Genomic DNA, 24,779 nt, shown 5'->3' with positions numbered 1-24,779 from the left:
ATCAAGTAGCCACCCTTTGGATACGCCTGTTGATCGATGGCGACCGGCTGCCCGGCGCAGCGGAGCGGCGCCCGGGCCGCTGTCGGTGGCCGGGTGCAGACTGGCGGGAACGGTACGCAGCACGACGGCCGGGACGACCGGGTCCGGAGGTGTCGACATGTCAGAGGTGATCCTGCTCGCGGGGACCCGCAAAGGCCTGTTCATCGGCCGCAGGAGGGGCGACGGGCCCTGGGAGCTCGACGGACCCCATTTCAACGCCCAGGCCGTCTACGCCGTCGCGGTCGACCGGCGCGGGCCCGTCCCGCGGCTGCTGGTCGGCGCGGACAGCCTGCACTGGGGGCCGTCCGTGTTCAGCTCCGACGACCTCGGGGCGAACTGGCACGAGCCCGCCGCGCCCGCCGTGAAGTTCCCGAAGGACACCGGCGCCTCGCTGGAACGGGTCTGGCAGCTGCATCCGGCCGGCCCCGAGGCTCCCGACGTGGTGTACGCGGGGACGGAGCCGGCGGCCCTGTTCCGCTCGACGGACCGGGGGGAGTCGTTCGAGCTGGTCCGCCCGTTGTGGGAGCACCCGAGCCGCGGGAGCTGGGTGCCGGGCGGCGGAGGTGAGGGCCTGCACACGGTGCTGACCGATCCGGCCGACCCCGCCAAGGTGACGGTGGCGGTCTCCACGGCGGGGGTGTTCCGGACCCACGACGGCGGCGCCCACTGGACCCCGTCCAACGACGGGGTCTCGGCCGTCTTCCTGCCGGATCCGCATCCGGAGTTCGGCCAGTGCGTGCACAAGATCGCCCAGGACGCCGGGGACCGGAAGCGGCTGTACCTCCAGAACCACTGGGGCGTGTACCGCAGCGACGACGCCGGCGCCCGGTGGACCGACATCGGCGCCGGCCTGCCCTCCGACTTCGGCTTCGCCGTGGCCGCGCACCCGCACCGGCCGGACACCGCGTACGTCTTCCCGCTCAACGCCGACTCCGACCGCGTCCCGGCGGAGCGCCGCTGCCGGGTCTTCCGGACGCAGGACGCGGGCGCGACCTGGGAGCCGCTCGCCCGCGGACTGCCGGCCGGCGACCACTACGGGACGGTGCTGCGGGACGCCCTGTGCACGGACGACGCGGACCCGGCGGGGATCTACTTCGGCAACCGCAACGGCGAGTTGTACGCCAGCCACGACGACGGGGACAGCTGGCGACTGCTGGCCGAGCACCTGCCCGACGTCCTGTGCGTACGGGCGGCGGTCATCGCTCACTGAATCGGCCAGTAGAGTGACTCGCTGTGGCAGCACGACCGTTGAACGAGATCGTCGAGCCGGGCTGGGCCCGGGCTCTGGAGCCGGTGGCGACGCAGATCGCCGCGATGGGCGACTTCCTGCGCGCCGAGATCGCGGCGGGCAGGACGTACCTGCCCGCGGGGGCGAACGTACTGCGCGCCTTCCAGCAGCCCTTCGACGAGGTGAAGGTGCTCATCGTCGGCCAGGACCCCTACCCCACCCCGGGGCACGCGATGGGCCTGTCCTTCTCGGTGGCGCCCGACGTCAGCCCCTGGCCGCCCAGCCTCGACAACATCTTCCGCGAGCTGTACGCGGACCTCGGGGTGCCCCGGCCGGCGAACGGCGACCTGACCCCGTGGACCCGGCAGGGCGTCCTCCTGCTGAACCGCGCCCTGACCACCGCCCCGCGCAAGACCGGCGGCCACCGGGGCAAGGGCTGGGAGGCCGTCACCGAGCAGGCGATCCGGGCGCTGGCCGCGCGCGGGAAGCCGCTGGTGTCGGTCCTGTGGGGCCGGGACGCGCGCAACCTGCGGCCGCTGCTCGGCGAGTTGCCGGCCGTGGAGTCCGTCCACCCCTCCCCGATGTCCGCCGCCAACGGGTTCTTCGGCTCGCGGCCGTTCAGCAGGACCAACGACCTGCTGGTTCGTCAGGGAGCCCAGCCGGTGGACTGGCGACTTCCGGCCGCCGGATGATCTTTCGGTTGAACGGTATACGACATTCCACGGATAAATACGGACAGAAGCCGCCCGTTGAGGCCCTGCCCGAACACTCGGTTCCGATAAGCCAGTAGCATGCGGCGCCATGAGCTCCCCCACTGGGCCCGCGAATGGCCTGCCCGTACGAATGCCGCGACCCCGCCCTGCCGGACGGCACCGCCGACCCGAGCCCGCGGTGGCGCCCGAGGGCGCGCCCGCGCTGGTGCTCGCCGTGCCCGGTGCCCCTTCGGCCGCCTCCCGGGGACTCGCCGAAGAGATCGTCAGCATCGGCCGCTCCGAGCTGCCGGGCCTGGACGCCCGCATCGGCTTCCTGGAGGGCGATGACGCCGAGGGGTCCGAGTTCCCGGCCCTCTCCCGCGTACTGACCTCGGTCGCCGGCGAGCGCATCGCCCGCGCCGAGTTCGCCCGCGCCGCCGGCCACGAGGTACCCGCGCAGACCGGCCCCGACGCCGTGGTCGTCCCGCTGCTGGCGGGCCCCGACGCAGATCTGCTGCGCCGGATGCGCCAGGCCGTCATGGACTCCTCGGCCGCCGTGGAGCTGGCCGAGGTGCTCGGTCCGCACCCGCTGCTCGCCGAGGGCCTGCACGTACGGCTCTCCGAAGCCGGCCTGGCCCGCGCCGACCGCGCCCGGCTGTTCACCGTGACCACCGCCGCCGACGGCATCATCGTGGCCACCACCGGCGGCGCGGAGGCCGTCCAGGCCGCCGCCGTCACCGGCATGCTGCTGGCCGCCCGCCTCGCGGTGCCGGTCAAGGCCGCCGCGCTCGACCAGGAGGGCTCGGTGGCCGCGGTCGCCGAGCAGCTGCGCAGCGAGGGCTCGACGCAGCTCGCGCTGGCCCCGTACCTGATCGGCCCGGAGGCCGCCGAGGGGCTGCTGGACACGGCCTGCAAGGAGGCCGACTGCGCGGCCGCCGAGGTGCTGGGGGCCTACTCGGCGCTCGGCAAGCTGGTCGTCACCCAGTACTCCGCGGCGCTCGGCCTCGCCCAGGGCGCCGCCGCCCACTGATCGAGGACAGGTCCGCTCGGACGAGGGCCCGCGCTCCCGGGATTCGACACCGGGAGCGCGGGCCCTCGTCCGCACGTGCGGACGGGGGGGCCATCGGTCAGGTGAAGACCACGCAGGTCGCGGCCGGTACCGCCACCGATCCGGCCCGCCGCGGCAGCCCGGTCAGCGGGTCGACGTCGAACCAGGTGACGTCCCCGGAGCGCTCGTTGGCCGCGTACAGCCGGCGGCCGGAGGGATCGGCGGCCAGGTCCCGCGGCCAGCTGCCACCGCAGTCCACGCTGGCGACCAGGCGGGGCTTGCCGGGGCCGTCGGCGAGCGAGAGGGTGGCGATGGCGTCGGCGCCGCGCACCGCCGCCCATACGAAGCGGCCGTCGTACGAGGCCACCACGGCCGAGGGGTAGGCCCGTACGGCCCCTGGAGCGGCCGCGGGAGCGAGCGGAACCTCGTCGATCGGTTCCAGTTGCCCGGAGCCCGCGTTCCAGCGGCAGACGGTCAGCTGCGGATCCAGTTCGTGCAGGACGTAGACGACCTCCCCGTCCGGATGGAAGGCGAGGTGGCGCGGGCCCGTCCCGGCGCGCAGCGCGGTCTCGGCGTGCAGGCGCAGCGCTCCCGTGGCCGGGTCCAGGGCGCAGACCCGGACCGAATCGGTGCCGAGGTCCACGCTGAGCACCCAGCGGCCGCTGGGATCGGGCAGTACCTGGTGGGCGTGCGGCCGTTCCTGGCGGCTCGCGTCGGGGCCGGATCCCTCGTGGACGAGGACCGACGCGGGTCCGCGCAGAGCGCCGTCCTCGGCGAGCGCGAGGCTGCTGACGCTGCCGGAGGTGTAGTTGGCGATCAGCAGCCGGCGGCCCGCCACGCCCAGGTGGGTAGGCCCGGAGCCGCCCACGGGGACGGCGGGACCGGCTGCGGAGAGGCCCTCGGAGGTGGACCGGAAGGCGGCGGCCGCGCCGTGGTCCGTCTCGCTCACGGCGTAGAGCATCCCCGTGCCCCGGTCGACGGCGAGGTACGAGGGGTCGGTGACCGCGCCGGTGGCGCTCAGGAGGGTCAGCGCACCGGTCTCCGGGTCCACGGCCGCGGTGGTGATGCCGCGTCCGCCTCCGGAGGTGAACGAGCCGATGTGGGCCCGCAGTCCGCCGCTCCGGCCCGCGCCGGTCGCGCCGCCCGTGCCGTTCGCGTCTTCGGTGCCTTCGGCGCCGTCGGTGCCGTTCACGAGGTCCCCTCTCCACCGTGCGGATCGATCCGTGCGGAGCCGACGGTAACAGAAGGTCTAGACCAGATCCCGCCCTTGGGCCCGTTCCCGCGCGCCCGGGTGGTGCACGTACGCCGTCGAGCTCGGCCGGTCCTCGTAGGTGCGGTGGAATACCGGGGTGGCGGAGCCCGAGATCGGCGGCACGATCCAGGACCAGTCGGCGCCCACGTCGCGCCCCTTGCGCTCCTCGCGCTCCATGTGGCTGAGGAAGCGCCGGGATTCGGTGTGGTGGTCGGCGATGGTGACCCCGGCCCGGTCGAAGGAGTGCAGTACGGCCCGGTTGAGCTCGACGAGCGCGCGGTCCTTCCACAGCGAGCGGTCGCTGGCGGTGTCGAGGCCCAGGCGCCGGGCGACGGCGGGGAGGAGGTTGTACCGGTCGGTGTCGGCGAGGTTGCGTGCGCCGATCTCGGTCCCCATGTACCAGCCGTTGAAGGGCGCGGCCGGGTAGTGGATGCCGCCGATCTCCAGGCACATGTTGGAGATCGCGGGTACGGCGTGCCAGCGCAGCCCCCAGGCCGCCCAGCCGGCGTCGTCGGGGTGCTCGATCGGGACTTCCAGTACGGCGTCCGCGGGGGTGTCGAACCAGCGGGGCTTGTCGTCGACGCCCTGGACCACGAGCGGCAGCAGATCGAAGGGGGTGCCCGCGCCACCGGTCCAGCCGAGGGCGAGCAGGGCGCTGGTGAGCGGAGCGTTGCGGGCGTCGCCCACGGTCACGGAGTGGTGGTCGCCGTAGCCGGCGTACCGGACGAGCTGCTCACTCCAGATCAGCGGGCCGGGGCGGTCCGGGGCGTCCGGGGCGAAGACGGTGATGGTGGGTCTGACCCGGCCGCCGTTGGTCGCGTCGCGAAGGTGCTCGAAGCACTCGGCGGCTATCTCGTCGGCGTCGGCGAGCTCGCGGCGGTCGCGCACGCGCAGCGAGTTCCAGTACAGCCTGCCGATGCAGCGGTTACTGTTGCGCCAGGCGACACGAGCCCCGTGGACGAGCTCCTGCGGGGTGTGCCGATAGCTCCCGGTGTCCGCGAGCTCGGCCCGTACGGCGGCGAGCCGGGCCCGCGGATCACCCGCCTGCGGATTCTCCCGATGGAAGAGCTGGATGAACTCCTCTGCCGCTTCCCACACTTGGGCCGTGGTCGAGCGCTGATGAAGTATTTCCATCCCGGGCGGTTACCCCCTGTCCGACCAGATCCACCCTGTACGTGCCGGATGAATGTGCAATCAACAATCACCCGTTGTACATGCCGCAGGTCAGCGGCGAGGGGCACGTACGTCCGGAACAACTCCACCGAGTGATCTTCGGGCCATTGCCCTGCGGAGCGGGCCTGACAGGGCGTACGATCCGCCGTCGTCACCTCTCTGACCTGGCGGATCAGGGACCGGGCCGGGTCAGGCCGTGATGGCGAGGGGCGCGCGCGGGTCGGTGCGCAGCGGGGCGTGGAGGGCCACGAGGGCGTGCTCCAGGCCGTGCAGGTGCGCGAGGGCCGGTTCCTCGGCGGTGGGCCGGGGCCGGGCCGAAACGGCGCGTTCCGCCGTGGGGCGCGGGGTGGCCGGCGGGGCGGTCAGCGCCTCCACCGCGGTCTCCACCCGCCAGCACGCCGCGGCCAGCCGGGCGTCGTGCGAGGCCTGCGGATCGGCGGCGACGGCCACCAGTCCGCGCACCTCGCGGGCGCAGTCGTCGAGCAGCACGAGCACCTGCCGGGCCCGGGCCTTGCGGGCGCGCAGCGGGCTCAGCGGGTGGACCAGGGGCGCGAGGGCCATCCGTACGCGGCCCAGCAGCAGTTCGAGTTCGGCGGCGTGCGGGGCGGGATCGGCGTCGGGGTTCCCGGCGAGGCGGTCGAGGGCGGCAGCCGTGGAGGCCCGTACGCAGTGCAGGGCGCGCTGGATCCAGGCGTCGTTGGCGGCGTGCGTGGTCACCGGCAGGACGAGCACCACCGCGAGCGCCGCGCCGAGCGCCCCGATCGCGGTCTCCTCGAAGCGCAGGAGCAGCAGGCCGGGGTGCAGGACGCCGAGCAGCCCGTAGAGCAGTCCGGCCATGACGGTGACGAAGAACATCATCCAGGAGTACGAGGGCGCCGCGGTGTAGAAGATCCCGAAGACGCATACGGCGACCAGGGCGGCGGTGGGCGCGGGGGCGCCGTGCAGCGGTACGGCGATCAGCAGCCCGGCGGCGATGCCGACGACCGTGCCGAGGACCCGGCGGAACCCGCGGACGAGGGTCTCGCCGCGGGAGGCGGTGTTGACGAAGATCCACCAAGCGGTGCCGACGGCCCAGTACCAGCGGTCGTCGGAGAGCGCCTGGCCGATGCCGAGCGCGAAGGCGCAGGCGGCGGTGGCCTGGAAGGCCTGCCGCGTGGTCGGCCGGGCCAGGCCGGTGCCGGGCAGGCCGGGCGGCGCGGCGGGCGGCGGGGTGCGGCGCTCGATCGGCCACAGGACGTACCGCACCGCTCCGGCGGAGAGCAGCGCCAGCCCGACGGCCGCGTACAGCTCGGGCAGCTGGCCCGGCACGGCGTGCAGGAACTGCGTGACGAAGAACATCATGAAGCCGAAGATCCCGAGGGCGTGCCCGCGCGGCCCCCAGCGGCGGGCGTAGACCCCGGCGAAGACGACGGCGAGGAAGGCGGCGTCCCGGGCGAGCGGCATGCCGTGCAGCGTGGTGGCCAGGGCGAGGACGGGGAAGCCGGCGACGGGCAGCAGGGCGCTGGTCACCCGCTGGTCACGCACGGTCGGGTCGAGCACGGTGAAGAGGGTCAGCAGGGCCGCCAGTCCCCCCGTGATGGAGGCGGTGAGGGAGAGGCCGCAGAGCTCGGACACGGCGACGGCGAGCCCGATGCCGAGCACGGCCCGCAGCGAGTTCCTCAGTCTCAGGCGCCCCGGATCCGGAGCCACGAACATCCTCTTCACGGCGGTGTGCCGCCCCCCTTGCGATGGTGCGCGCCGGTCCGGCGTCCGCCCGGGGGTGGTGGGCGGCAGCCGGGCACGGCGAAGGCACCGCGCTCCGGTCCGGCCTCGTTGCCGCCCGGCGCTGCGCGGCGCCGTAAGTACATGGATACGACACAGATAAGCATCCGAGGGCCCACTGGCTCAACACAGCTCCGTTTCACTGGACCATTGGCCCCGTACCCGGCGGTATTCTTCGGCCACCCGCGGCCAACGGCCCAGCGTTGGCTCAGGCGGGGCGACGGGCGTGGCAGTAGAAGTGCTCCTCGGGCTCGCCGCCCTCGGGCCGGAACAGCGCGGTGTGGTGTTCCAGGACGTCCAGGCCCGCCGCCGCGAGCACGCTCAGGTGCTGGGCCGGGGAGAGGCTGCTGACGGTGACCTCGTGCCCCATCCACACGATGTCCAGGTCGCTGATGTCCCCCGGCACGGTGGCCAGGACGAGGTACCCGCCGGGCGCCACCCACGAGGCCATCCGCTCCAGGGCCGCGACCACTTCCGGCTGGCTCATCACGAGCAGCGGGAAGAAGGAGCACACCGCGTCGAAGGGGGCCTGCCGGGGCGCGTACGTGCGTACGTCGGCCTGCTCGAAGCGGGCCTGCGGGACCCGGGAGCGCGCGAGGTCGACCATGTGCGCCGATACGTCGATGCCGGTCACGGCGCAGCCGGCCCGCGCGAGGACTTCGGCGGTCGGACGCCCCGTACCGCTGCCGACGTCGAGGACGCGGGCGCCGGGGTCGAGGCGGGCGGTGAGCCAGTCCAGTGCGGCGAGCTGTCCGGGGACGTGCGCGAACGCCTCCTCGTACCGCGCGCCGACCTCGTCGAACACCTCGGCCGCGGACTTGCCACCCTTCATCGGATCCCCCACCGTCACCCTCGATCCGTGCGCCGGCGCCCGGCCGGTCCGGACGCCGTGGAGGTTCTGCCCGGCCGCGCGGCGGGGAAACGGCGCGGCGCCGGCGCTCACCCGGGGGCACGGGCCGTGGCGCGGCCCGTGTCCATGGTGCGCAGGTCCGTCGTGAGGGAGTCCAGCCAGGCCGTCGTGGCGAAGTAGGCGAGTCCGGCGTCCGGCGGCGCCGCCTCGGTGGGCGGGGTCAGCGCCCCGGGCAGCAGCTCCCCGGCGCCGGGCGCCGGGCCGGCCTTCCCGGTCCCGTACGGGGCGTCGGAGACCTCCGCCGCGCGGCGCAGTCCGGCCGCGACGCGCGCCGCGTACTCCTGGAGCCCCGCCGCCTCGCCGCGCGCGAGCGGTGTCCCGTCCGCGCTGCCCAGGACCCGGCCGGCGCCCCAGAGCACGTGGTGGCCGGTCAGCACCGCGGCCTGCCAGTCGGGGCCCGGCCCCACCGGGCGCTGCGTCTCGCTCTGGTACTGGGCGTACGCCGACTCGGCCATCACCAGCGTGAGCCGGACCCGGTGCTCCCCGTCCCCGGGGGCCACCGGGGAACGCCCGGGGGCCGTGACGACGGCGGTGGTCGACTCGACGTCGTCGGCGCAGGCGCGCAGCAGCCCGGCGACCGCCCGGGCCAGTTCGTCGTGGGCCCCGCGCGGCCAGGCGAGCAGCCCGCACACGATGCCGATCGAGCTGCCGATGAGCACGTCGAGGAAGCGGACCTCGGCGAGCTGCCAGGTGACCGCGGACAGCTGGGCGAAGACGAGGGAGACGACCAGCGTGAACAGGGCCTGGGCCCAGCCCACGCCCCGTACCGGCCCGACGGTGAACGTGAACAGCATCAGGGGGGCCAGTGCGATCGCGTACAGGATGGTCTCCCCGCCGGCCAGGGCCAGCACCGTGCCGGCGGCGAGGGCGCCGAGGCAGGTCCCGATGAGTGCGCTGCGTACGGTGGAGCGGGTCTGCACGGCGGTGGTCCGGGTGAGGCTGATGACGGCGAGCATCGCCCAGAAGCCGTGCGGGAGGGAGTCCAGCCCGGCCACGGTACGGGCCACGGCGAGGGCCAGCGCGATCCGTACGGCGTTCTGGAAGTGCACGGACCGCGGTCCGGTGTGGGCGGCGAGCCGGTGCCACCACAGGCGCGGGGTGCTGTGGCGCAGGTACCAGAACCGGTCCGCGGCGTCGGCGTCCGGATGCGCCCGGCGCCCCAGCACCGCGATCTCGGCCGCCGTGCGCAGTGCCACGGCGGCGTCCGCGACCTCCAGGAGGGCGGCCTGCCGGCGGCGGGACTCGGGCAGTTCCGCGGGGGTCCGGGCATTGCGGGCGCGCAGCCGCAGCAGTTCCGCCGAGTCCGTGGCGGGCCGGTCTCCGTCGCGCAGCAGGGCGGCGGTCCCCGTCACCGATTCCCGGACCGCGCCGAGGAGGTCGATCCCGGCTCGTCTGGGCTCCCGTCCGGGGGCCGGGCCGGGCAGGTTCCGCAGCCGGGAGAGCAAGGTGCGCGCGGCCAGTCCGGTGTGGGCCAGGGCCCGCTCCCGCAGGCCCGGACCCGCGGGCCGCTCGGCCTCCGGGACGCGGGAGGCGCGCAGTGACTCGGCCGCCGCCCGGGCCCGGTCGGAAACCGGAGCGGTCACCACGTACGGGGGCCGCTCCAGGGCGGCGGCGCACCGGACCGCCTCGGCCGCGGCGGCCGCGGCCCGTTCGGCGTACGTGGGCACGCGGGGGTCGGGCAGGATCCACGCCTCGGCGGCGATCAGCAGCAGGAGGCCGGCGAGGGTGCCGCCCAGCCGTTCGCCGAGGGTGTGCGGGAGGTACGGCGGGAAGCTGGGCAGGATGTAGAGCAGCTGGAGGCCGGGCGCGGCGCCCGCCGCCCGCGGTCCGGCGGCCGCGGAGAAGGCCAGGCAGAACCCGACGACCGCCATGCCGAGGACGGCGCTCCAGGTGCGTACGGCGAGGAAGGTGCCGAGGGTCACCAGGAAGCAGACCACCGGGAGCAGTCTGACCATGACGGCGGCCCGCTGCCTCCCGGTGCCCGGGATCCGGGCGAGGCCTGCCAGGGAGACCGCGCCGAACAGGGCGTAGGTGGCGGCGACGGGCCGGTCGAATCCGTACAGGAACACGAAGAAGCCGGTGCAGGAGGCGAACGTGGTCCGGACGGCGCGGCGCGCGGCCGCCGGCACCGGACCGGTGCCCGTCCGCAGTTCCCGTTCGAGTTCCCCAAGGGCTCGCACGGTTTCAGAATCCCACGGGGACGGCCGCGGGACCTGGGGACGGGCTCAGGGGTGGGTGTTCCAGCCCGCGATCACCGGGAGGCCGTGCTCGGTGGACAGGATGCTGACCGTGCCGGTGCGCAGGAGGAAGAGCCGGCCGTCCTGCGGGGGCAGACCCAGGTAGCGGGCGGTGAGGACGCGCAGGAAGTGGCCGTGGGCGACGACGACGGCGTCGCCGCGGTCCTCGGCGAGGACTTCGGCCACCCGGGCCAGGGCGCGGTCCGCGCGGGCGCCGACCTGGGCGGCGTCCTCGCCGGGGTGTTCGGCGTCGCCGGGCGGGACGCCGTCGGTCCACAGGGACCACTGCGGCCGGGTCCGCCGGATCTCGGCGGTGGTGACGCCCTCGTAGCCTCCGTAGTCCCATTCGTACAGGTCGGGGTCGGTGACGCCGTCGTTCAGCCCCGCGAGCTGGGCGGTGGCGACGGCACGGCGCAGCGGGCTCGTCAGTACCAGGGCGAAGTGCCGGTCGCGGAAGTAGGGGGCGAGCGAGATGGCTTCTTCGACCCCGGCGGCGGTCAACGGGATGTCGGTCCGTCCGGTGTGGCGCCCGTTGGCGCTCCAGGCCGTCTCACCGTGTCTCACCAGCAGCAGGTCGCTCATGATCCGGACCCTAAGCCCTCCGGCTTGCCGGCGCCGGAGGATTCGGACGGCATGTCACTGTCGGGCGTCATGGGCGGGAGCGCGCACCCGCCGCGGCTGCCGCCGCTCACGGCGCTGTTGGACGCGGCCCGTGGAATCGATGCGCAAACGCTGCGAGTGGCCAGTGCGGTGCGCGCTCGCGAGGCTCGGACCATGGACGAAGCCATGGACGGGCGGGAAGGCGAGGAGTGCGTCGCGGCGGGTTTCGCGGCGGGCGACGAGCGGTGCATGGAGGCGGTCTACCGGCGCTGGCGGCCGCTGGTCCACGGGCTCGCCCAGCGGTACCTGGGCGACGAGCGGGAGGCCGAGGACGTCACCCAGCAGGTGTTCCTCGCCGCCTGGCACGGCCGGCGGCGCTACCGGCCCGGGCCCGGCGGGCTCGGGGCCTGGATCACCGGCATCACCCGCCACAAGGTGGCCGACGCGCTGGAGGCGCGGACCCGGCGGGCCCGGGCGGCCGCGGCCGCCGTACGCGGCGCACCCGGCGCGGCCGAGGGGCCCGCGGGCCCGGCGCTCCACGAACCGGAGCAGGTCCTGGACCGGGTGCTGGTGCTCGGGGAACTGGCCCGGCTGCCGTCCGAGCAGCGACGGGTGCTGCACCTCGCCTTCTACGCGGACCTGACCCAGACGCAGATCGCGGACCGCACGGGGCTTCCGCTGGGCACCGTCAAGAGCCACATGCGAAGGGCGCTGCACCGGCTGCGGGGGTCGCTGCCGGCGGCGGCGCGAGCGACTCGATGACCGCGAGGCCCGAACGCAGCCCGTACAGCCGCTCGGTGCGCGGCCCCTGCGCCTGCGCGCCCCAGCCGGGTCCGGCCAGCAGCAGCGCCGGACGGGCCCGGGCACCGCGCAGTCCCCACTCGATGCCGGCCACCGACCTGGCCAGGGCCGGGTCGGCGGTCGTACGGGACTGCGCCCACAGGACGACGGCGCGCGGGCCGGTGCGCCGCACGGCGTCGTGCAGGGCCTCGGCGGGCAGGGCGGCCCCGAACATCCGGACGGGCACCCCCCGCCGGCCGAGGGCCGCGCTCAGGGCCTCGATGGGCAGGCTGTGCTGCTCGCCGGGGACGCAGGCGAGGAGTACCGGCGCGCTCCCGGGGGGCTCGGGCAGGGGCCGGAGCCGGTGCAGCGCCGCGGAGATCTGCCAGGACAGCAGGTGTTCGACCTCCACGTAGCGCTCCCCGGCCGTGGCCCACTTGCGGCCCACCGCGTGCAGGGTCGGCGCGATGACCTCCTCCCAGGCCGTGACCAGGCCGTCCTCGGCCAGGGCCGCCTCCAGCAGCTCCGCCACGGTCGGCGCGTCCAGGCGTACGGCGGCCCGCGAGAGCCCCCGGCACTCCGGACGGACCGCCCCGAGCGGGAGGGCGTCGGGTCCGCCCGGGGCCTGCGGCGGTACGGCCGCCCCGGCGCGTGGCGCCGAGGGGGCGCCGCCGAGCGCGGCGCGGGCGGCCTCGGCGGGCGGTACCCCGTCGGCGGTGAGCCGGCACATCAGCTCCAGCCGGGCGATGTCCTGCGGGGTCCAGCGGCGGTGCCGGCCGGCCTCGCGGTGGGCCGGGCCGATCGCGTACCGGCGCTCCCAGGAGCGCAGCGTCGTCGGCGAGACCCCGAGGCGGCGGGCGACCGCGCCGGTGCTCAGTGCGGCGGCGGGGCGGGGCGCGGACCGGGTCGGTGTCCGGGGCGGGTGTGGGGTCCGGGGCGGGGTCTGGGGCGGCGGCGGGGTCTGGGGCTCGCGGTCCACCCGCTTACCCTAGGGGTCCGGGGCCGGGGACGGCCCCGGGGCCGCCGTTCACTCCGCGCCCCGTCCGCTCCGGAACCGGTCGAGCCCGTCGGCCAGTTCCACGATCGGGTCCGGATAGGCGTACCGGGCCCGCTCGGAGGCGGGCAGCCGCCAGGGCTCGTGCACCCTGGGGGCGTCGAGCCCGGCCAGCTCCGGCACCCAGCGGTGCACGTACCGCCCCGCCGGGTCGTAACGCAGGCCCTGGCGCACCGGGTTGAGGACCCGGTTGGGCCGGGTGTCGGTGCCCGTCCCGGCCACCCACTGCCAGTTGAGCTGGTTGTTGGCGAGGTCCCCGTCCACGAGGAGGTCCAGGAAGTACCGGGCTCCGATCCGCCAGTCCACGTACAGGGTCTTGGTGAGGAAGCTGGCGGTCAGCAGCCGTCCCCTGTTGTGCATCCAGCCCTCGTGGCGGAGCTGGCGCATGGCCGCGTCGACCACCGGGTAGCCGGTGCGGCCCTCCTTCCAGGCCTCGGTCTCCTCCTCGGCGGCCGCCCCGGTGCGCCAGTGGTCCCGGCGGTCGCGGTAGTCCCGTGCGGCCGCCTCGGGGCGGGCGGCGAGCACCTGGTGGTGGAAGTCGCGCCAGCAGAGCTGGCGGACGAACGCCTCGGCGCCCGGGTCCGCGGCGGGGGCCGTGGCGGCGCGGGCGCGCTGGACGGCCTCGGTGGGCGAGAGCGTGCCGAAGTGGAGGTGCGGGGAGAGCCGGGAGGTGGCGTCGCCGGCCAGGTCGTCGTGGGAGTCCTCGTAACGGGAGAGGCCCGCGCGCAGCCAGCGCGTAAGGAGGTCGCGGGCCTCGCGTTCGCCGCCGCGGGGCAGGCCCGGGGAGACTCCGGTGAGGTCCGCGCGCCGCGGCAGCGGGTCGGAGCCGATGCCCTCGGGCACGGTGACGGAGCGCGGGGCGGGGACCACGGCGCGCGGCGGCAGTTCGGACCAGCGGCGGAAGTACGGGGTGAACACGGCGAAGTGGTCGGAGCCGGCGGGGAGCACGGCGCCCGGGGCGGCGACCGTGACCACCGCCTCGTGCACGTAGAGCCGCACGCCGTCGGCTTCGAGGGCGGACCGGAGCCGCTCCTCGCGGGCGTGGGCGTAGCCGCTGACCCCGGCCGCCATGTGGACCTCGTCGGCGTCGCACTCCCGGACCAGGGCGAGGACTTCGGCGACCGCGTCTCCGGAGCGCAGCACCAGACGGCCGCCGCGCTCGCGCAGTCCGGCGTCGAGGTCGGCCAGGCAGTCGGCGAGGAACGCGAGCCGGTTGGGCGCGGCGAAGCCGGCCGCGTCGACGGCCCGGTCACGGACGAAGAGCGGCACGACCCGGTCGCAGGAGGAGAGCGCCGCGCGCAGCGGCGGGTGGTCGTGCAGGCGCAGGTCGGAGGTGTACAGGACCACCGCGACGTTCATGGGTTCTCTCGCTCCGCGTCGGGACCGGGGGGACGGTTGTCACCGGGTACTTCGGCGGACGGGGGCCGACCGGATGCGGGGGCGGGGTCCCGCCGCGCGGCGGCGGCCTCCTCGTCCAGGCGCTGCGCGGCGCGGGCGATGTTGCGGGCCATGCCGCCGAAGACGACGGCGTGGAAGGGCGACACGCTCCACCAGTAGAGGTGGCCGAGCAGTCCGTGCGGATGGAACAGGGCCCGCTGCCGGTAGCGGGCGCCCCGCCCGGCGCCGCCCCGGTCCCAGTTCTGCGATGAGGGGGGCAGCGGGTCGGCGTACATCTCCAGCCACGCCAGCCCCGGCAGCCGCATCTCGGCGCGCAGCCGCAGCATCCGGCCCGGTTCGATCTCCTCCACCCGCCAGAAGTCCAGGGAGTCCCCCACCCGCAGCCGGGCCGCGTCGCGCCGGCCGCGCCGGATGCCGACCCCGCCGGCGAGCCGGTCGAGCCAGCCCCGTACGGCCCAGGCCAGCGGGAACGAGTACCAGCCGTTCTCCCCGCCGATCCCCTCCACCACGCGCCACAGCGCGGCGGGCGAGGCGTCGACCTCGCGTTCGCGCCGGTCGGTGTAGAGGCTGCCGCCCGCCCAGTCGGGGTCGGTCGGCAGCGGGTCGCTGGGCGCACCGGGCAGGGAGGCGGAGGACCAGCGGGTGGTCACGTCAGCCTCGCGCACCCGCCTCAGGGCCAGGGACACGGCCCGGTCGATGCCGATCGGGGCGCCCGGCGGGTCGGGGACGTACCGGGCGATGTCGTGCTCCGCGCAGACGACCTCGTGGCGCAGGGATTCGGCGAGCGGCCGGGCCAGGGCCCGCGGTACGGGCGTGACCAGGCCGATCCAGTGGCTGGACAGCCGCGGGGTCAGCATCGGGACGCGCACGATGAGCCGGTGGGGCAGTTCGGCGACGACGGCGTAGCGGCGCATCATCTCCTCGTACGTGAGCACGTCGGGCCCGCCGATGTCGAAGGCGCGGCTGACCTCGGGCGGCATGGTGGCGCTGCCGACGAGGTAGCGCAGGACGTCGCGGACGGCGATGGGCTGGACGCGGGTGCCGACCCAGCTGGGGGTGACCATGACCGGGAGCCGCTCGGTCAGGTAGCGCAGCATTTCGAAGGAGGCCGACCCGGATCCGATGATGACGGCGGCGCGCAGGACGGTGGCCGGCACGCCGGAGCCGAGGAGGATCTCGCCGACCTCGGCGCGGGAGCGCAGGTGCGGGGAGAGCTCCCCGGCCGGGATCCCGGCCGGGGTGAGGCCCCCGAGGTAGACGATGCGGCCGACGCCGGCCGCGCGGGCCTGTTCGGCGAAGATGCGGGCGGCGTCGCGGTCGCGGTCCTCGAAGCCGGAGCCGGCGCCGAGGGCGTGGACGAGGTAGTAGGCGACGTCGATGCCGCGCAGGGCAGCGGCGACGGACTCGGCGTCGGTGACGTCGCCGCGGACGATCTCGGCGCGTCCGGCCCACGGGTGGTCCCGCAGCTTCTCGGGGGACCGGGCCAGGCAGCGGACGCGGTGTCCGGCGTCGAGGAGCTCGGGCACCAGGCGACCTCCGATGTAACCGGTGGCCCCGGTGACCAGGCAGTGCAGACCGGTGCTGGCCGTCATCGCTCTCTCCGTTCCTCGGCATGCGCCCGTAAGGGATTCCGGCCGGCAGCCGGCCGCGGATGCGGCGGGCCGCCGGAAGCGGCACCGCACTGTGCCATTGGTACAGTCGCGGCATGGCGGTGGACGAGCTCGACACCCGGATCCTGCGTCTGCTGATCGAACAGCCGCGCACCAGCGTCCGCGAGTACGCCCGGATCCTCGGGGTCGCGCGGGGCACCCTGCAGGCCCGGCTGGACCGGCTGGAGCGCACCGGCGTGATCACCGGGACCGGTCCCGTCCTCTCCCCCGCGGCGCTCGGGCACCCGGTGCTGGCGTTCGTGCACGTCGAGGTCACCCAGGGGCACCTGGACGAGGTGGGCGACGCCCTGGCGGCCGTACCCGAGATCATCGAGGCCTTCTCGATCACCGGCGGCGGTGACCTGCTGACCCGGGTGGCGGCCCGGGACAACGCGCACCTGGAGGACGTGATCCAGCGCCTGATCCGGATGCCGGGCGTGGTGCGCACCCGTACGGAGGTGGCGCTGCGCGAGCGCGTCGCGCACCGTTTGCTGCCGCTGGTCGAGGCCGTGGGACGGGCAGCTCGCAAACCCTGACAGGATGGCCGGGACAGGTATGCAACCGGCAGGACGGGCAGAGCGGATGATTTCCGTCATATTCGATCTCGACGGCACCCTCGTGGACAGCGAGCCGAACTACTACGAGTCGGGGCGCCGCACCCTGGCCCGGCACGGCGTCCCCGACTTCACCTGGGAGCAGCACGCGCGCTTCATCGGCATCGGCACCCTGGAGACGCTGGAGATCCTCAGGGAGCGGTACCGGATCGACGCCCCGGTGGAGCAGCTGCTGGCCGAGCAGAACGCCGCGTACCTGGAGCTGGCCCGGACGGGGACCGAGGCCTTCCCCGAGATGCGGAAGTTCATGGAGCGGCTGCACGCGGAGGGGATCCCGATGGCGGTGGCGTCCGGGTCCTCGCGCGAGGCGATCGACGCCGTGCTGGCCGGAACCGGCCTGGACGGGCTGCTGACCACGGTGGTCTCCGCGGAGGAGGTGGCGCACGGCAAGCCCGCCCCCGACGTCTTCCTGGAGGCGGCCCGCCGCCTCGGCGCGGCCCCCGCCGACTGCGTGGTGGTCGAGGACGCGGCCCCGGGCGCCTTGGCCGCCCACGCCGCCGGCATGTCCTGCGTGGCGATCCCGTACGTGCCGGCCACGGCCCACGACCCGGCCTTCACCGGTGCCGGGCTGCTGTTCCGCGGCGGACAGCGTGACTTCAGCGCCGAGGCGGCCTACGACTGGCTCTGCGAGCACCCCGCCGCGTAGGGCGATGCTGTCGGATCAATGCCGGGGAAGATCCCGTGGGCGGCGCCGGTTGGTAGAACCGTGAACGACATGGTGCGGGGTGCGGCGGGCGTCGACGTGGTGGTCATCGGGGCCGGCCAGGCGGGATTGTCGGGTGCGTACCACCTGGCGCGGGCCGGGGTCGGGTACGTGGTGCTCGACCACGCGCCGCGGCCCGGCGGGGCCTGGCAGTTCCGCTGGCCCTCCCTGACGTACGGCAAGGTGCACGGGATGCACTCCCTGCCCGGCATGGAGCTCACCGGCGCCGACCCGGGGCGGCCCTCCTCGGCGGTGATCGGGGAGTACTTCGCGGCCTACGAGGAGCGGTTCGGGCTGCGCGTAAGGCGACCCGTGAACGTCACGGCCGTACGGGACGGCGGGAGCGACGGGCGGCTGCGCGTGGAGACCTCGGCCGGGACCTGGTCCGCGCGTGCGCTGATCAACGCGACCGGGACCTGGGACCGGCCGTTCTGGCCGCGCTACGCGGGACAGGAAACCTTCCGGGGCCGCCAGCTGCACACCGCGAACTACCCGGGGCCGCAGGAGTTCGCCGGGGCCCGGGTGCTCGTGGTGGGCGGCGGGACCTCGGCGGTGCAGCACCTGCTGGAGATCGCGGAGGTGGCGGCCGGGACCACGTGGGTGACCCGGCGGCCCCCGGTGTTCCGCGACGGGAGCTTCGGCGAGGCGGAGGGACGGGCCGCGGTGGCCCTGGTCGACGAGCGGGTGCGCCAGGGGCTGCCGCCGCAGAGCGTGGTCAGCGTGACCGGACTCCCGCTGAACGAGGCCGTCCGGGCCGGGCTGGCCTCGGGGGTGCTGGACCGGCGGCCGATGTTCGACCGGATCACGCCGACGGGCGCGGCCTGGGCGGACGGGCGGCAGGTGGAAGCCGACGTGATCCTGTGGGCCACCGGATTCCGCGCCGCCATCGACCACCTGGCCCCGCTCCACCTGCGCGAACCCGGGGGCGGCATACGGGTCGAGGGCACCCGCGCGGTCCGCGACGAGCGGATCCACCTGGTCGGCTACGGCCCGTCGGCGTCGACGATCGGTGCCAACCGCGCCGGCGGGGCCGCGGTCCGAGAGATCCGCCGCCTCCTTGAGCGCGGCGCAGCCGGAGCCGGGGGCACGGACGGTGTGCACGGCGCGGACCGTACGGACGCCCGGCGGCCGGATCCCGTCCCCTCCGTCCGGCCGGCCTGATCCCGCCCAGGGCCTGACCCGGGCCCTAACCGGCGCGGGAGCCGGCCCGGGCGCGTCCGGCGGCGACCTCGCTGGTCCCCGACCCGGACTCCGACCCCGGCCCCGTGCTCGCGCCGGCACCGGGGCCGGCACCGGCCCGGTGCCGGTTGAACTCGGCCACGTGCTTCTTGTGCTCCTCGTACGTCGCCGAGAAGCGGGTGTCACCCGGCTTCACGGTCACGAAGAACAGCCAGTCGCCGGGCGTCGGCGCAACGGCCGCGGCCATGGCCTCCAGGCCCGGGCTGTCGATCGGCGTCGGCGGGAGCCCTTGGCGCTCATAGGTGTTGAACGGGCTGTCGATCCGCGTCTCGCTCAGCTTGGTGTCCACCGTGTTGCGGCCCAGCGCGTAGTTGATGGTGGAGTCCATCTGGAGCGGCATCGAGCGCGCCAGCCGGTTGTGCACCACGCGCGCGACCTTGCCCCGGTCCGAGCGGGATTCGGCTTCCGCCTCGATGATGCTGGCGAGCGTGGCCGTCTGGTACGGGGTCATTCCGTGGGCCTTGGCGCCGTCGGCCACGGCCCTGGTGGCCAGCTTCCGGTTGGCCGTGTCCACCATGTACGCGAGCAGGGTGGCCGGGGTGGACTCGGAGGTCACCGGGTACGTCGCCGGGAAGAGGAAGCCCTCCGGATTGCCCTTGGCCTCCGGGGGCAGGGCCAGTGCGGCCGTGGGGACCGCGGCCTTGGTGGAGCCGGCCGGGAGCTTCAGCTCGCGGTCGATCGCGGCGTACACCTGGGGTGCCCGCCAGCCCTCCGGAATGGTCAACCGGCGCGGCTTCTCGGGGGCCTGCCCGCCGCGGAGCAGTGGAAACAGGGCGGCCGCACCGATGGCGAGCAGCAGGCCGAGGAAGAGCGCCAGACGGCCCCGGCGGGTGAGCCGGGAGCGACGCCGTGGCGGCTGGTACTCATGGCGCATGCGGGCACGCTAACCCGCGAAGCGTGACATTCCCGGCATCACACCCGGACGCCGGTCATACGGTCACACTTTTACCGGCGTGGGCTGAACGATCGCCTCCGGCGTGAGTGCGGTCTCCCGGTCCCGGCGGACCAGGGCCGCGTACCGGCCGTCGGCCGCCAGCAGTTCCTCGTGCGTACCGCGCTCGGCGATGCGCCCCTTGTCCAGGACGACGATCTGGTCGGCGTCGCGGACGGTGGAGAGCCGGTGCGCGATGGTGATCGTGGTGCGGCCCTGGGACAGGTTGTCGATGGCCCGCTGCACGGCGTGCTCCGTGCGGGTGTCGAGCGCGCTGGTGGCCTCGTCGAGGATCAGCACCGGCGGGTCGCGTAGGATGGTGCGGGCGATGGCGAGGCGCTGCTTCTCGCCCCCGGAGAAGCGGTAGCCGCGCTCGCCGACCAGGGTGTCGTACCCGTCGGGCAGGGACTCGATGTGCTCGTGGATCTGGGCCGCGCGGGCGGCCGCTGCGATCTCCTCGTCGGTGGCGTCCGGCTTGGCGAAGCGGAGGTTGTCGGCGACGGAGGCGTGGAAGAGGTACGTCTCCTGGGAGACCACACCGATGGAGCGGGCCAGCGAGTCGAAGTCGAGGTCCCGTACGTCCACCCCGTCGAGGGCGACCCGGCCCCCGGTCACGTCGTAGAGCCGGGGCACGAGGTAGCTGAGCGTGCTCTTGCCGGAGCCGGTCGGACCGACCACGGCGAGCGAGCCGCCGGCCGGGACGGTGATGTCGATTCCGGTGAGGGTGGGGCCGTGCTTGGCGTCGTACGCGAAGTGCACGTCCTCCAGCCGGACCTCGCCCCGGGCCCGGTCCAGCCGGACCGCGTCGGCGCGCTCGGTGATGTCCACCGGCAGGTCGAGGTACTCGAAGATGCGGCTGAACAGGGCGAGTGAGGTCTGGATCTGGACGCCGGTGGACAGCAGGCTCACGGCGGGCCGGAAGAGACCCTGCTGGAGCGTGACGAAGGCGACGAGGGTGCCGACCGAGAGCGAGGGGGCGCCCGACTGGAGGGCCATGCCGGCGGCCCAGTAGATGAGCGCCGGCATGGCGGCCATGACGATGCCGATGGTCGACATGCGCCAGCGCCCGGCCATGCTGGAGCGGACCTCCAGGTCGACGAGCTTCTCGGACTCGTCGGAGAAGGAGCGGGTCAGCGAGTCGGCACGGCCCATCGTGCGGCCGAGGAGGATGCCGCTCACCGACAGCGACTCGGTGACCGTCGCGGCCATGGCGGCCATCTGCTTCTGCCGCTGGAGGGTGATCTTCTTGCGCTCGCGGCCCACGCGCCGGCTGATCCACACGAACACGGGCAGCAGGAGCAGGGAGACCAGCGTGAGCCGCCAGTCGAGCGCGAGCATCGCGACGATGGAGGCGATCACGGCCGTCAGGTTGGAGACGAGCGAGGTCGCGGTGGAGGTGACGGTCGCCTGCATGCCGCCGATGTCGTTGGCTATGCGGGACTGCACCTCGCCGGTCCGGGTGCGGGTGAAGAAGGCGAGCGGCATCCGCTGGAGCTGCGCGTAGACGGCGGTGCGCAGGTCGTGCATGACGCGCTGGCCGACGGTGGTGGATATGAGGGTCTGGAGCACGCCGAAGACGCTGGTGACGACGGCGGTGAGGATCATCCCGAACGCGAGCAGGCTGAGCAGCCCCGTGCGCCCCTGCGGGATGGCGACGTCCAGGATCTCCCTCAGCAGGAACGGCGAGGCCACCGAGACCAGTGAGGAGGCGCAGACGAGCAGCCCCACGAGGGCGAGGCGGCCGCGGTAGGGGCGGAACAGGGCCACGATCCGGCGCAGCTCACGCGGCTGCTCCGCGGGGGCGGGGCGGGTGGGATCGAGTGCTTCTTTCGATGGGGTCCATTTCGGCTCTTCGGGGCGCATGGGCCTCCTTCTGGCGAGACCTGTCGGAGTACGAGACCTGTGAGACTCGACTGAGCATAGCTCATTGTTACCTATGCTCACAATGAGCGTGGTCCTGGTACTGTTTCCCAGTATGAGGACAGCTTCCGAAACCGACAGCACGGACGGCGTGCTCGCCGAGCAGCTGCTGCGGCTGACCCGTCGGCTCCACCGGATCCAGAAGCACCACCTGGAACCGCTCGGCATCACCCCCGCCCAGAGCCGGCTGCTGCGCCTCGTCTCGCACTACGACGGCGACCGGCCGCCCCGGATGGCGGACCTCGCCGCCCGCCTCGAAGTCGTGCCCCGCGCCGTGACCACACTGGTGGACGGCCTGGAGGCCGCCGAGTGCGTGCGCCGCGCGCCCGACCCGGCGAACCGGCGGGTCATACGGATCGAGCTGACCGACACCGGCCGCGCCACGCTGCGCCGGCTGCGCAACGCGCGGACCGACGCGGCAGAGGAGATCCTGGCCCCGTTGACCGCCGAGCAGCGCGAGGTGCTCGGCGGCCTGCTGAACGCTCTGACCGACGCCCCGATGGAGCGCGGCTGCTGAGCAGACCGCTCCGGGACCGGGAGAGGGTTCCCCGGATTGGGCCGAACGAGTAAGGCGAGGGGTCACGCATGCCGCTGCTGGAACCGAAGCCCGGGGCCCTGCGGCCGCACAGCGTCCTCGGCCCCGCCCCCGACCGGCTCCCCGACCACCGGGCCGCCGGCACCCCGGATCCGCTGCGCACCGAGCTGACGGATCTGCTCGGCGCCGACAAGGTGTTGTGGAAGGTTTCCGACCTGGTCCGGTACGCCTCCGACGCCTCGCCGTACCGGTTCGTGCCGCAGGTGGTGGTGATCGCCGAGGACCTCGACGACGTCTCCGCTGTCCTGTCGTACGCGCACGGCCGCGGGCGGGAGGTCGTCTTCCGCGCCGCGGGCACCTCGCTGAACGGTCAGGCCCAGGGCGAGGACATCCTGGTCGACGTACGCCGCCACTGGGCCGGCATCGAGGTGCTGGAGGAGGGCCGCCGGGCCCGGATCCGGCCCGGCACCACCGTGGCGCGGGCCAATGCCGCCCTCGCCCGGCACGGCCGCGTCCTCGGCCCCGACCCGGCGAGCGCCGTCGCCTGCACCCTCGGCGGGGTCGTCGCGAACAACGCGTCCGGCATGACGGCCGGGACCACGAGGAACGCGTACCGCACCCTGTCCTCCCTCACCTTCGTGCTGCCCGGCGGGACGGTCGTGGACACCGCCGACCCGCGCGCGGACGAGGAACTGGCGCACGCCGAACCGGCGCTGTGCCGCGGGCTGATGGAGATCAAGCGGGAGATCGAGGCCGATCCCGGGCTCGTCGCACGGATCCGCGCCAAGTACGAGATCAAGAACACCACCGGCTACCGCCTCGACGCCTACCTGGACGGCGCCACCCCGGTCGAGATCCTGCGCGGGCTGATGGTCGGCTCGGAGGGCACGCTCGGCTTCATCGCCGAGGTCGTCCTCGACACCGTGCCGCTGGAGCGCGAGCTCCTCGGTGCGCTGCTCTTCTTCCCCTCGCTGCCTGCCGCGGCGGCCGCCGTACCGCGGTTCAACGCGGCGGGCGCCCTCGCCGTGGAGGTGATGGACGGCAACACCCTGCGCGCCTCGGTCAGCGTCGACGGAGTCCCCGCCGACTGGGCCGGGCTGCCGAGGGACACCACCGCCCTGCTGGTGGAGTTCCGCGCCCCGGACGAGGCGGGCCGCGCGCAGTACGAGCGCCGCGCCGCCGAGGTGCTCGCCGGACTGGACCTCGTCACCCCGGTGGCCTCGATCACCAACGCGTTCACCCGCGACGCGGGGACGATCAACGGGTACTGGAAGGCCCGCAGGGCCTTCGTCACCGCCGTCGGCGGAGCCCGCGCCGCCGGCACCACCCTGATCACCGAGGACTTCGCCGTACCGCCCTCCCGGCTGGCCGAGGCCTGCGAGGCGCTCCTCGCGCTCCAGGCCGGGCACGGCTTCGACGCGGCCGTCGCCGGCCACGCGGCCCACGGCAACCTGCACTTCCTGCTCGCCTTCGACGCGTCGGAGCCCGCCGACGTAGAGCGGTACGGGGCCTTCATGGAGGCCTTCTGCCGCCTGGTGGTGGAGCGTTTCGACGGCTCGCTGAAGGCCGAGCACTCCACCGGCCGCAACATGGCGCCGTTCCTGGAGCTGGAGTGGGGGCCCAGGGCCACGGAGCTGATGTGGCGGACGAAGCGGGTCGTCGACCCCGACGGGCTGCTCGCCCCGCGCATCCTCCTCGACCGCGATCCGGCCGCCCATCTGCGCGGGCTGAAGACGATCCCGCGCGTCGAGGCGGTGGCCGACCCGTGCATCGAGTGCGGCTTCTGCGAACCGACCTGCCCCAGCGGGGACCTGACCACCACGCCCCGCCAACGGATCGTGCTGCGCCGGGAGATGATGCGCCAGCAGCCGGGCTCCCGCGTGCTGGACGGACTGCTCGACGCCTACGGCCACGACGCCGTGGACACCTGCGCCGGCGATTCCACCTGCAAGCTGGCCTGCCCCGTCGGCATCGACACGGGCGCGCTGATGCGCGGCTTCCGCCACCGCCGCCACGGTGCGCGCGAGGAGCACGCAGCGGCCCTCGCCGCCCGCCGGTTCAAGACCGTGGAGGGCGCCGCCCGGCTGGCCGTGGCCGCCGCCGACGAGCTGGCCGACCGGGGCGGGGACCGGCTGCTGGAGGCGGTCACCGGTGCCGCGCGCAGGGCCGTACGTCCCGACCTGGTTCCGCGGTGGCTGCCGCAGCTCCCCGGAGCCGCCGGGGAACTCCCCCGCACCGAGCGGGTGGGCGCAGCGGCCGTGTACTACCCGGCCTGTGTGAACCGGATCTTCGGCGGCCCCGGGGGCCGGCCCGGCCCCTCGCTGCCCGAGGCCGTGGTGGCGGTGTCGGAGCGGGCCGGGAAGCCGGTGTGGATCCCGGGCGACGTCGCGGGCACCTGCTGCGCGACGATCTGGCACTCCAAGGGCTACGAGGAGGGGACCCGGGTGATGGCCAACCGGATCGTGGAGGCCGCCTGGGGCTGGACCGCCGGCGGGCGGCTGCCGCTGGTGGTCGACGCCTCCTCGTGCACGCTGGGGATCGCGCGCGAGGTGGTCCCGTACCTGACGGACGACAACCGGGCGCTGCACGCGGAACTGACGGTCCTCGACTCGGTCGTGTGGGCGGCGGACGAGCTGCTCGCGCACCTGGAGATCCGGCGCACGGTGGGTTCGGCCGTGCTCCATCCGGCCTGCTCGATGCACCACTTGGGCGACGTCGCGCAGCTGCGGGCGGTGGCCGGGGCCTGTGCGACGGAGGTGGTGGTTCCCGACGATGCGGGCTGCTGCGCCTTCGCGGGAGACCGGGGCATGCTGCATCCGGAGCTGACCGCCTCGGCGACGGAGCGGGAGGCGGCGGAGGTGACTTCGCGGGCGTTCGACGCGCACCTGTCGGCGAACCGGATGTGCGAGGTGGGCATGGACCGGGCCACCGGCCGCAGTTATCACTCGGCGCTGCTGGAACTGGAGCGGGCCACCCGCCCTTGACGCTGCGGCAGACGGTCTTGACCTGGCGGTTC

The 24,779-nt window shown here is 74.5% G+C and carries 20 protein-coding genes; 9 read left to right on the top strand and 11 right to left on the bottom strand.

Annotation, left to right across the window (positions count from 1 at the left end; translation table 11 throughout):
* Positions 1–157 precede the first annotated feature (157 nt).
* The 3 genes from CP980_RS29150 to CP980_RS29140 all read left to right on the top strand — a co-directional run bounded on the left by CP980_RS29150 (position 158) and on the right by CP980_RS29140 (position 2,989).
* The gene (locus tag CP980_RS29150; RefSeq protein ID WP_132758825.1) at positions 158–1,249 is read left to right on the top strand and encodes a WD40/YVTN/BNR-like repeat-containing protein; all 1,092 of its coding nucleotides are present in this window, start codon (positions 158–160) and stop codon (positions 1,247–1,249) included.
* A 23-nt stretch (positions 1,250–1,272) separates the two neighbouring features.
* Positions 1,273–1,959 carry a uracil-DNA glycosylase gene (locus CP980_RS29145; RefSeq protein WP_099894040.1) on the top strand — a complete coding sequence of 229 codons (687 nt, stop codon included), beginning with the start codon at positions 1,273–1,275 and terminating at the stop codon, positions 1,957–1,959.
* Between the two features lie 109 nt (positions 1,960–2,068).
* Positions 2,069–2,989, top strand: a complete 921-nt coding sequence (locus CP980_RS29140) for a sirohydrochlorin chelatase (RefSeq protein WP_150529420.1) — start codon at positions 2,069–2,071, stop codon at positions 2,987–2,989.
* Between the two features lie 97 nt (positions 2,990–3,086).
* Here CP980_RS29140 and CP980_RS29135 read toward each other — a convergent pair whose 3' ends face one another.
* The 6 genes from CP980_RS29135 to CP980_RS29110 form a co-directional block, all read right to left on the bottom strand.
* A complete protein-coding gene (locus CP980_RS29135; RefSeq protein ID WP_229907030.1) occupies positions 3,087–4,118 on the bottom strand; it encodes a lactonase family protein in 1,032 nt (343 codons plus the stop codon).
* A 138-nt stretch (positions 4,119–4,256) separates the two neighbouring features.
* A complete protein-coding gene (locus CP980_RS29130; protein ID WP_132758824.1) occupies positions 4,257–5,393 on the bottom strand; it encodes a nitric oxide synthase oxygenase in 1,137 nt (378 codons plus the stop codon).
* A gap of 228 nt (positions 5,394–5,621) precedes the next feature.
* Complete coding sequence (locus CP980_RS29125) at positions 5,622–7,127, bottom strand: FUSC family protein (protein WP_150530395.1); 1,506 nt, start codon at positions 7,125–7,127, stop codon at positions 5,622–5,624.
* Between the two features lie 274 nt (positions 7,128–7,401).
* On the bottom strand, positions 7,402–8,025 hold the full coding sequence (locus CP980_RS29120) for a class I SAM-dependent methyltransferase (protein WP_150529418.1): 624 nt from the start codon (positions 8,023–8,025) through the stop codon (positions 7,402–7,404).
* A 107-nt stretch (positions 8,026–8,132) separates the two neighbouring features.
* The gene (locus CP980_RS29115; protein ID WP_150529417.1) at positions 8,133–10,283 is read right to left on the bottom strand and encodes an FUSC family protein; all 2,151 of its coding nucleotides are present in this window, start codon (positions 10,281–10,283) and stop codon (positions 8,133–8,135) included.
* 45 nt (positions 10,284–10,328) lie between these two features.
* The gene (locus CP980_RS29110; RefSeq protein ID WP_132758821.1) at positions 10,329–10,922 is read right to left on the bottom strand and encodes a histidine phosphatase family protein; all 594 of its coding nucleotides are present in this window, start codon (positions 10,920–10,922) and stop codon (positions 10,329–10,331) included.
* 192 nt (positions 10,923–11,114) lie between these two features.
* On the opposite strand from CP980_RS29110, the gene CP980_RS29105 reads away from it, so the two are divergent.
* Positions 11,115–11,702: an RNA polymerase sigma factor gene (locus tag CP980_RS29105; RefSeq protein ID WP_150529416.1), complete on the top strand. Its 588-nt coding sequence runs from the start codon at positions 11,115–11,117 to the stop codon at positions 11,700–11,702.
* Here CP980_RS29105 and CP980_RS29100 read toward each other — a convergent pair.
* The 3 genes from CP980_RS29100 to CP980_RS29090 all read right to left on the bottom strand — a co-directional run bounded on the left by CP980_RS29100 (position 11,629) and on the right by CP980_RS29090 (position 15,764).
* Positions 11,629–12,597 (bottom strand): MerR family transcriptional regulator, encoded by a 969-nt coding sequence (locus CP980_RS29100; RefSeq protein WP_229907029.1) that lies wholly within the window; start codon positions 12,595–12,597, stop codon positions 11,629–11,631. The genes CP980_RS29105 and CP980_RS29100 overlap by 74 nt on opposite strands.
* A gap of 150 nt (positions 12,598–12,747) precedes the next feature.
* Positions 12,748–14,133: a cryptochrome/photolyase family protein gene (locus CP980_RS29095; RefSeq protein ID WP_132758818.1), complete on the bottom strand. Its 1,386-nt coding sequence runs from the start codon at positions 14,131–14,133 to the stop codon at positions 12,748–12,750.
* Entirely contained in the window at positions 14,130–15,764 is a 1,635-nt protein-coding gene (locus CP980_RS29090; protein ID WP_150529414.1) for an SDR family oxidoreductase, read from the bottom strand. The genes CP980_RS29095 and CP980_RS29090 overlap by 4 nt, the downstream gene beginning before the upstream one ends.
* Before the next feature lie 113 nt (positions 15,765–15,877).
* On the opposite strand from CP980_RS29090, the gene CP980_RS29085 reads away from it, so the two are divergent.
* The 3 genes from CP980_RS29085 (at position 15,878) to CP980_RS29075 (ending at position 18,299) form a co-directional block, all read left to right on the top strand.
* Entirely contained in the window at positions 15,878–16,357 is a 480-nt protein-coding gene (locus CP980_RS29085; RefSeq protein ID WP_150529413.1) for an Lrp/AsnC family transcriptional regulator, read from the top strand.
* A 46-nt stretch (positions 16,358–16,403) separates the two neighbouring features.
* The gene (locus tag CP980_RS29080; RefSeq protein ID WP_150529412.1) at positions 16,404–17,081 is read left to right on the top strand and encodes an HAD family hydrolase; all 678 of its coding nucleotides are present in this window, start codon (positions 16,404–16,406) and stop codon (positions 17,079–17,081) included.
* 69 nt (positions 17,082–17,150) lie between these two features.
* On the top strand, positions 17,151–18,299 hold the full coding sequence (locus CP980_RS29075; protein ID WP_150530394.1) for an FAD-dependent oxidoreductase: 1,149 nt from the start codon (positions 17,151–17,153) through the stop codon (positions 18,297–18,299).
* Between the two features lie 25 nt (positions 18,300–18,324).
* Here CP980_RS29075 and mltG read toward each other — a convergent pair whose 3' ends face one another.
* Positions 18,325–19,251: an endolytic transglycosylase MltG gene (gene mltG, locus CP980_RS29070; RefSeq protein WP_150529411.1), complete on the bottom strand. Its 927-nt coding sequence runs from the start codon at positions 19,249–19,251 to the stop codon at positions 18,325–18,327.
* Between the two features lie 63 nt (positions 19,252–19,314).
* Complete coding sequence (locus tag CP980_RS29065; RefSeq protein WP_150529410.1) at positions 19,315–21,171, bottom strand: ABC transporter ATP-binding protein; 1,857 nt, start codon at positions 21,169–21,171, stop codon at positions 19,315–19,317.
* 112 nt (positions 21,172–21,283) lie between these two features.
* Here CP980_RS29065 and CP980_RS29060 point away from each other — a divergent pair, with 112 nt between their 5' ends.
* Together CP980_RS29060 and CP980_RS29055 are read left to right on the top strand one after the other, a co-directional pair.
* Positions 21,284–21,745, top strand: coding sequence for a MarR family winged helix-turn-helix transcriptional regulator (locus tag CP980_RS29060; RefSeq protein ID WP_132758812.1), 462 nt, complete (start codon positions 21,284–21,286; stop codon positions 21,743–21,745).
* Between the two features lie 68 nt (positions 21,746–21,813).
* Entirely contained in the window at positions 21,814–24,747 is a 2,934-nt protein-coding gene (locus tag CP980_RS29055) for an FAD-binding and (Fe-S)-binding domain-containing protein (RefSeq protein ID WP_150529409.1), read from the top strand.
* Positions 24,748–24,779 lie beyond the last annotated feature (32 nt).

The sequence above is a fragment of the Streptomyces vinaceus genome (assembly GCF_008704935.1).
Taxonomy (GTDB): Bacteria; Actinomycetota; Actinomycetes; order Streptomycetales; family Streptomycetaceae; genus Streptomyces; species Streptomyces vinaceus.
This window is presented reverse-complemented; position numbering and strand designations above follow the sequence as displayed.

What these genes read in the sequence shown, in the direction of transcription:
- CP980_RS29150 (WP_132758825.1), top strand. Translation starts at nt 158, where the DNA reads ATGTCAGAGGTGATCCTGCTCGCGGGGACCCGCAAAGGCCTGTTCATC.
- CP980_RS29140 (WP_150529420.1), top strand. Translation starts at nt 2,069, where the DNA reads ATGAGCTCCCCCACTGGGCCCGCGAATGGCCTGCCCGTACGAATGCCG.
- CP980_RS29130 (WP_132758824.1), bottom strand. Translation starts at nt 5,393, where the DNA reads ATGGAAATACTTCATCAGCGCTCGACCACGGCCCAAGTGTGGGAAGCG.
- CP980_RS29125 (WP_150530395.1), bottom strand. Translation starts at nt 7,127, where the DNA reads ATGTTCGTGGCTCCGGATCCGGGGCGCCTGAGACTGAGGAACTCGCTG.
- CP980_RS29120 (WP_150529418.1), bottom strand. Translation starts at nt 8,025, where the DNA reads ATGAAGGGTGGCAAGTCCGCGGCCGAGGTGTTCGACGAGGTCGGCGCG.
- CP980_RS29110 (WP_132758821.1), bottom strand. Translation starts at nt 10,922, where the DNA reads ATGAGCGACCTGCTGCTGGTGAGACACGGTGAGACGGCCTGGAGCGCC.
- CP980_RS29105 (WP_150529416.1), top strand. Translation starts at nt 11,115, where the DNA reads ATGGACGAAGCCATGGACGGGCGGGAAGGCGAGGAGTGCGTCGCGGCG.
- CP980_RS29095 (WP_132758818.1), bottom strand. Translation starts at nt 14,133, where the DNA reads ATGAACGTCGCGGTGGTCCTGTACACCTCCGACCTGCGCCTGCACGAC.
- CP980_RS29090 (WP_150529414.1), bottom strand. Translation starts at nt 15,764, where the DNA reads ATGACGGCCAGCACCGGTCTGCACTGCCTGGTCACCGGGGCCACCGGT.
- CP980_RS29085 (WP_150529413.1), top strand. Translation starts at nt 15,878, where the DNA reads ATGGCGGTGGACGAGCTCGACACCCGGATCCTGCGTCTGCTGATCGAA.
- CP980_RS29080 (WP_150529412.1), top strand. Translation starts at nt 16,404, where the DNA reads ATGATTTCCGTCATATTCGATCTCGACGGCACCCTCGTGGACAGCGAG.
- CP980_RS29075 (WP_150530394.1), top strand. Translation starts at nt 17,151, where the DNA reads ATGGTGCGGGGTGCGGCGGGCGTCGACGTGGTGGTCATCGGGGCCGGC.
- mltG (WP_150529411.1), bottom strand. Translation starts at nt 19,251, where the DNA reads ATGCGCCATGAGTACCAGCCGCCACGGCGTCGCTCCCGGCTCACCCGC.
- CP980_RS29065 (WP_150529410.1), bottom strand. Translation starts at nt 21,171, where the DNA reads ATGCGCCCCGAAGAGCCGAAATGGACCCCATCGAAAGAAGCACTCGAT.
- CP980_RS29060 (WP_132758812.1), top strand. Translation starts at nt 21,284, where the DNA reads ATGAGGACAGCTTCCGAAACCGACAGCACGGACGGCGTGCTCGCCGAG.
- CP980_RS29055 (WP_150529409.1), top strand. Translation starts at nt 21,814, where the DNA reads ATGCCGCTGCTGGAACCGAAGCCCGGGGCCCTGCGGCCGCACAGCGTC.